Source organism: Acinetobacter sp. YH16038 (genome assembly GCF_013417275.1).
GTDB lineage: Bacteria > Pseudomonadota > Gammaproteobacteria > Pseudomonadales > Moraxellaceae > Acinetobacter.
Genome location: NZ_VPEG01000063.1, coordinates 1 through 6,117, shown reverse-complemented (window position 1 = coordinate 6,117; position 6,117 = coordinate 1). Strand labels below are relative to the sequence as shown.

The 6,117-nt window shown below is 33.9% G+C and carries 11 protein-coding genes; 10 read left to right on the top strand and 1 reads right to left on the bottom strand.

Translation table 11 applies throughout. The features are described from left to right. Both FTV34_RS15935 and FTV34_RS15930 read left to right on the top strand, forming a co-directional pair. Window positions 1-351 (top strand): hypothetical protein (locus FTV34_RS15935; protein WP_180070780.1); only part of this gene is annotated, 351 nt, incomplete at its 5' end. Between the two features lie 176 nt (window positions 352-527). After that, window positions 528-1,016 (top strand): hypothetical protein, encoded by a 489-nt coding sequence (locus FTV34_RS15930; RefSeq protein WP_179993445.1) that lies wholly within the window; start codon window positions 528-530, stop codon window positions 1,014-1,016. Window positions 1,017-1,187: 171 nt separating this feature from the next. On the opposite strand, the gene FTV34_RS15925 is transcribed toward FTV34_RS15930, so the two are convergent. Next, a complete protein-coding gene (locus FTV34_RS15925) occupies window positions 1,188-1,556 on the bottom strand; it encodes a LysR family transcriptional regulator (RefSeq protein ID WP_179997579.1) in 369 nt (122 codons plus the stop codon). Between the two features lie 306 nt (window positions 1,557-1,862). Between FTV34_RS15925 and FTV34_RS15920 the strand changes: the two genes are divergently transcribed. The 8 genes from FTV34_RS15920 to FTV34_RS17820 form a co-directional block, all read left to right on the top strand. Continuing rightward, window positions 1,863-2,198, top strand: a complete 336-nt coding sequence (locus tag FTV34_RS15920) for a hypothetical protein (protein WP_180066094.1) — start codon at window positions 1,863-1,865, stop codon at window positions 2,196-2,198. Between the two features lie 595 nt (window positions 2,199-2,793). Further along, window positions 2,794-3,744 (top strand): replication initiation protein RepM, encoded by a 951-nt coding sequence (gene repM / locus FTV34_RS15915; protein ID WP_180066092.1) that lies wholly within the window; start codon window positions 2,794-2,796, stop codon window positions 3,742-3,744. Continuing rightward, window positions 3,737-4,312, top strand: a complete 576-nt coding sequence (locus FTV34_RS15910; protein ID WP_180070779.1) for a plasmid replication DNA-binding protein — start codon at window positions 3,737-3,739, stop codon at window positions 4,310-4,312. Before repM ends, FTV34_RS15910 begins: the two co-directional genes overlap by 8 nt. Before the next feature lie 12 nt (window positions 4,313-4,324). Then, window positions 4,325-4,468, top strand: coding sequence for a hypothetical protein (locus FTV34_RS15905; RefSeq protein WP_001125248.1), 144 nt, complete (start codon window positions 4,325-4,327; stop codon window positions 4,466-4,468). Window positions 4,469-4,676: 208 nt separating this feature from the next. Further along, the gene (locus FTV34_RS15900; protein ID WP_168402632.1) at window positions 4,677-4,979 is read left to right on the top strand and encodes a hypothetical protein; all 303 of its coding nucleotides are present in this window, start codon (window positions 4,677-4,679) and stop codon (window positions 4,977-4,979) included. 239 nt (window positions 4,980-5,218) lie between these two features. Continuing rightward, window positions 5,219-5,506: a BrnT family toxin gene (locus FTV34_RS15895; RefSeq protein ID WP_045796150.1), complete on the top strand. Its 288-nt coding sequence runs from the start codon at window positions 5,219-5,221 to the stop codon at window positions 5,504-5,506. After that, window positions 5,493-5,807 carry a BrnA antitoxin family protein gene (locus FTV34_RS15890; RefSeq protein WP_017402471.1) on the top strand — a complete coding sequence of 105 codons (315 nt, stop codon included), beginning with the start codon at window positions 5,493-5,495 and terminating at the stop codon, window positions 5,805-5,807. The genes FTV34_RS15895 and FTV34_RS15890 overlap by 14 nt, the downstream gene beginning before the upstream one ends. Before the next feature lie 93 nt (window positions 5,808-5,900). Beyond that, window positions 5,901-6,117, top strand: a 217-nt coding sequence (locus FTV34_RS17820) for a hypothetical protein (protein ID WP_218949376.1), incomplete at its 3' end; no start/stop codon positions are given.

Here is a 6,117-nt window from a genome sequence, read left to right as displayed (position 1 = left end):
GTATCAAAAATGGTAGATAAACAATATGAACAGGGAAACTTTAAAGTTGGAGAAATGTGTTATCTAGGTTATAAGCCCCATTCAAGAAAATCTACAGGAGCATATATCTCGATAGATAGTTATTATTTTTTAGTTGATGGTTTAAAGAGCCAGAACTTAGTTAGACCCTATTTTCCATTTAAGAAGCAATTTCCAAATTTTATAAAAAAAATGGATAGAACAAAATGTTATAAAGCTGAATATATAGAAGTAAATATTTTATTCTACAAGCAGAGAATGATATATCAATTAATTGATTTTAATGACTTTGTTTTGCAGATTCATGATGAATACCCTATAACTTCTAAATGAATAATTCTATGAGTCGAGCCTTTTATCATCGATTTAACATAATGGCGGTTATACGAAGCCAAAAAAGAAGCCTGGAAGACATCCCAGGCTTCAGATAATCCGTATTATGTTAATTTTAGCTAAATTTAACTATTCTAATTACTCTGAAATAAGAACATTTAATAAGAGGGGAAATAATGGGATTTATAAATGAAAGAATTAGTGGAGAGGATCGTATTGAATATGGTCTTGATGAAATAGAAAATAGTGTTCCTAGAGGAGTTTGGCATCCTGATAGAGATTGGACTATAGATAAAGAGCGAAAAATATATTTAAGACAAATATGGCAAAGTAATTCAGGACGAGAGCCTGAAAAAGATCCAAAATTTATTGATAGAACATATCATTTTTTTATTGATAATATTCTTTATCAAGTTCAAATCCATGATGATTTAGAGAAAGAAATAAAGACAAAAGAAGGCTATCTAAAGTCTATTTTAACAGTAACATCAATTAATCCAATGCAGAATAATAATGAAGAGTTAATGCAAATAATAAGAACACTATATGAAGCACTACTAATTAGACAAGGTAGTGGAATTTACTCCAATTGGATAAAAAAGTTTGATTTAACATTAATTTATCAAAAGTTGGAGATGAAAAACATGATCATCTCAAGTTCTTGATATTTGTAATAAAAAATTAATCACTAAAGTAAAATGATGTCAATTACTTTCATTTTTATGAAAAAAGTATTATGGCGACCAATATTGTGAACTCCTGATTTAACATAAAACCTCTTATACGAAATTCATCAGGCTAACGCCACTATACAAGGTCACACACCTTACACTTTTTTAAAACTTGATCGCGGATCTGACTTTAGAAATGAATAGATCAATTGAATTTTGGTTCTTGGAAAAATCCAGCAGTAGCCCATTTACTTTAGATCGGATCTCTTTAGGATCAGTCAGTTCTCCATTCATTAAGTTTTTCAGTAGCCCTCCCACTTTATTCATATCTGCTTTTAGGCTACGTGTCTCCTGGATTGTTTTTACATCCGTCAGACTTTTAGGCTGGTAGCCCAAACCAAGATCACGCAAATATTGAGAAGCTGATAAATTTCCTTGAGCAGCATTTTCTTCAATTTGCTTTTTCTCAGCTTCAGTTACCACAACTTGAATTACTTTTTGGCGTATCCGTTTCGGCTTTTTCTGCTCAGTCATTTTTTTGATTTCCAGTACATTTTGGCTATGCCAAAAGCTCCGCAGGACAAGATGCCACGTTGAGCTGAAAGCGAATAAGTGGGCGTAATGGTGGGCCAATCATGCTTGCATGTTGGTCAACATTACACATCTTGCCAATATCACTGAAAGTTCAATTGCACATAAATGCATATAATTGCACATCAAAATGAATAAAAACCATTTAAAAGCTTATAGTTGCAGATAATTTCATATAAAATCGTATAAAAGCTCTTAATTGCATATAGTTGCACATAATTGCATAAATCAAAGAAAGAGGAAGTCATTATGGTCACCAGACATGGCGCTAAAAAATTCATCATCTCTGTATTGCCAGAAATAGAAAAACGGCTGGAAGCTGGTTATACAATTAAGGAAATCCACGCTGATTTACCTGAGCTAGCGAACAATATTTCTTACAGTTCAGTTTTACGAAATTTGAGTAAAATGGGAATCAGTGAAAAAAAGCCACATTCAAATAAAATAGAAAAATCAGTGAACCTGGATACTGCTTCTAGTTCTAGCCAAAAAATAACGAATGCTCAAAGAAATCTTGAAAATCTACAGAAGCGACCTGAGAAATTTAAATTTGATCATGGAACAAATGATAAGGAATTAATCTGAGTTCTCTTTAAATATAGCTCTAAATGCTGCTTGTTTGCGATTTAAGCTCAAATTCACAGTGAAAGGTACAGAACGAGTGTCTACGAGTGAAATCGCTGAAATTCGCGCTTAGACCCTCTGAAAAACAATCTTTTAGATATTGGAATCTAAAAACTTTTTAATTACATATAAAAATTAGATTCTAGATCGAGCGCAGCGAGCAAAAAAGTTCTATGAGCGAAGCGAATCCATTTGTTCTTATTGTTTTGACTTTGCTTTTATCAATATTTAAATCATTTCCAGGATTCAGCTAAAAATTGCCCCAACGAATCGAGCGAAAGCGAGATTCAATAGAGTTTGAGCGAAGCGAAAACCAAGGGCAATTTTTCACTCCTTAGGCTTTTAATTATTTTAAAGTTTTTAAATGCTTTTAGACATGCTGAAAGCCTTTTTTCACAATGCTTTTAAGGGTTATATGACACCGTTTACCTTGCAATATGACACCGTTTACCTTGCAATATGACACCGTTTACCTTGCAATATGACACCGTTTACCTTGCTTATAGCACTAAAATTAATTATTGTGTCATAGCATAATAATTAATACTGGTGCTTCATGAGAGAATTAGTGGTAAAAGACAATGCTTTAATCAATGCAAGCTATAACTTGGATTTAGTAGAACAACGTTTAATTTTATTGGCTATTGTTGAAGCAAGGGAAAGTGGGAAAGGGATTAATGCTAATGATCCCCTTGAAGTACATGCCGAAGGCTATATCAATCAATTTGGTGTACATCGCAATACTGCCTATCAAGCATTAAAAGATGCCTGTAATGATTTATTTGCTAGACAATTTAGTTATCAAAAAATAAATGAAAGAGGGAATATTGAGAACTATAGATCCCGTTGGGTTAGTGAAATTGGATATATAGATAATGAAGCAGTGGTTAAGCTTATCTTTGCCCCCGCCATAGTCCCATTAATTACACGTTTAGAAGAGCATTTTACTAAATACGAATTACAGCAAGTTAGTAATCTCAGTAGTGCTTATGCTGTCCGCTTATATGAACTATTAATTGCTTGGAGAAGTACCGGTTCTACTCCAGTTATAGAGCTAAGTGATTTCCGTCAAAGAATTGGTGTACTCGATACAGAGTACAAGCGTATGGAGCGCTTTAAAACTAGTGTACTTGAGCTTGCTATTAAACAAATAAATGAGCATACGGATATCACTGTAAAATATGAACAGCATAAAAAAGGTCGATCAATTTCAGGTTTTTCTTTTACGTTTAAACAGAAGAAAAAGGATAATCCATCAATAGAAAGAGATCCGAATACCTTAGACCTTTTTTCAAAGATGACCGATGCTCAACGGCATATGTTTGCAAACAAACTTTCAGAACTCCCTGAAATGGGTCGCTATTCACAAGGAACTGAAAGCTATCCTCAATTTGCTGTTCGTATTGCTGAGATGCTACAAGACTCTGAAAAAATCAAAGAACTAGCCCCATACCTAAAAAAAGTGGGATACATGCCATCAAATAAAAAGGACACAGTAAATGGCTAAGTTATCGCTAAGTGAAGTATCTAAAAAATTTCATATTGATAGGTCAACCATTTACAGAGCTGTACGTAATGGGCGTTTATCACGCTCTAGTGATGGTCAATTTGACCTTTCGGAAGTGATTAGATGCTTTGGGGAGCCTGAGCAAACATCTCAACAAATTGAATCTTCTACATCAGATAGCGATGAATCTACAAAAAAACTCATTATTCATTTAGAAAATGAAGTTAAAAAATACCAAGAACGTGAAGAGCGTTTAATGCAGCAAATCGACCGTATGCAGACGCTTATTGAGTTAAAAACTGTTGCACCCGCCACGGCAGCGCCACAACAAGATGCTACGGCATGCGACACCGATATGCCACAGCATGCGACAACACAACAAGACAATGATAATAAAAAGAATAATGAATTAAATATTGTAGAAAATGTGGCAGTGCCACAACAAGAAACTACAGCATACCACACCCAAACGCTACAGCATGCCACGTTGCAAAATGTGGCAGTGCCACAACCTAAAAAACGTGGCTTATTTGGCCGTGTGCTGAATGCTGTCTTTGATAATGACTAAGGGAGAGAGATCATGCCGAAACTGAAAGACATTGCCCTAGGAATTATTGTGGCCCCGCTGCTGATCCCGATCATGCTGATTGCATCATACCAAGATAAAAAGGCACTTAAAAAAGAGCTGAATGAACGCCAAAAAGAAAAAGACCAAGCTTCCTGATTATTCACCTGGGCTTATCAAAGCCGTGGAACATTGCTCACTTATTGAGCGTGGAACATGGAAAAACATAAAAAAAGCCCATTTGAGGGTAAATGGGCTTTTTGATAGTATATAAGAAATTGATTTTTAAAGGAATAAAAATAGTATTTCGTATAAGGTGTATTATGTTAATTTTAGAAATAATTAAAAGTTTAGGAATACTAGTAGAATGCAGCTTATAGAAATAGAACCTTATTTTTGGGAACTATATGAGGATAGCGAAAATATATATCTCAATGTTCTTATAAATATGAGTGCAATTTCTTGGGAGAAAACTATCTGCCTAGATGAACAAACGATTCAGCAGTATCAGACTCAAGGAAAAGGTTTTATTGATGGCTTAGCTAAAAGGATTGAAAGTAGCCAATTTAGAAAAGATTATGAAAGATTTTACTCATATACAGATGTCTCCAAAGAACAGAAAAAGGAAATGCTTCAAGCATTTAATGAATATAAGGCTAAGCAAAATTAAATCCATTTAACATAATGGGGGTTATACGCAATACACTTGTATATTAATATAAATATCAGACACTTAATAAAAACAGAAAAATCTAAAAATGCCCAAAAAGCCGATTTTGAAACAAGTCGGCTTTTTTATGAGCAGTTTTGATAGTTCTTGCCAATAAATTTGACTAAAAATTACGCTTTTCAACTTGAGTGATACAATTTTGTGATACATTATTGTATATACAAATTTGAATGTTTTTTATGGAACAGTATTTTGAATGGGATGAGGCTAAGAATCGAAAGAATCAGAAAAAGCATGATATCTCTTTCGAAACTGCAAGCCTTGTTTTTGAAGATCCTCTAAGGATCTCAATCCAGGACAGACATACCGATGGCGAAGAACGTTGGCAGACCATTGGAAAAGTGAAAGGCGTACTAATGCTCTTAGTAGCTCATACCATCTTTGATGAAGATGACTGTGAAATCATAAGAATTATTAGTGCAAGACAGGTAACAAAAGCGGAGCGAGATAAATATGAGCATGGTTAGACACTCACGCAAAGAACTGAATGAAAAATTCAGCGACAAACAAGATGCTGAAATTCAACGCTTGCTTGCTAAAGGCACGGTTCCTGATGATCAGCTAGATCTATCAGATATGCCTGAAATTACAGAATGGAGCAATGCTGTACGCCATAATCAATTCTATCGCCCAGTGAAGCAACAGACTTCCATTCGTTTAGATGCTGATGTACTTGCATGGTTTAAAGCTCAAGGCAAAGGTTATCAGACACGTATGAATGAAATCTTACGGGATGCTATGCTGAAAGAATTAAAAAATCATCAATAAAAATGGGAGCTTAGGCTCCCATTTTTAGATCCGTATAACGTGTATTATGTTAATTTTAGAAATATTAAAAATAAAATTTTAAAAGGAATGCAGATGGATCTTTATCATAGAAGAGTACTTTTAATTGGAGCACTTTTATTATTTTTTTTATTTTTAATTTTTAAAATTTTATTTTCTATCTTTGTATCAAAAATGGTAGATAAACAATATGAACAGGGAAACTTTAAAGTTGGAGAAATGTGTTATCTAGGTTATAAGCCCCATTCAAGAAAATCTACAGGAGCATATATCTCGATAGATAGTTATTATT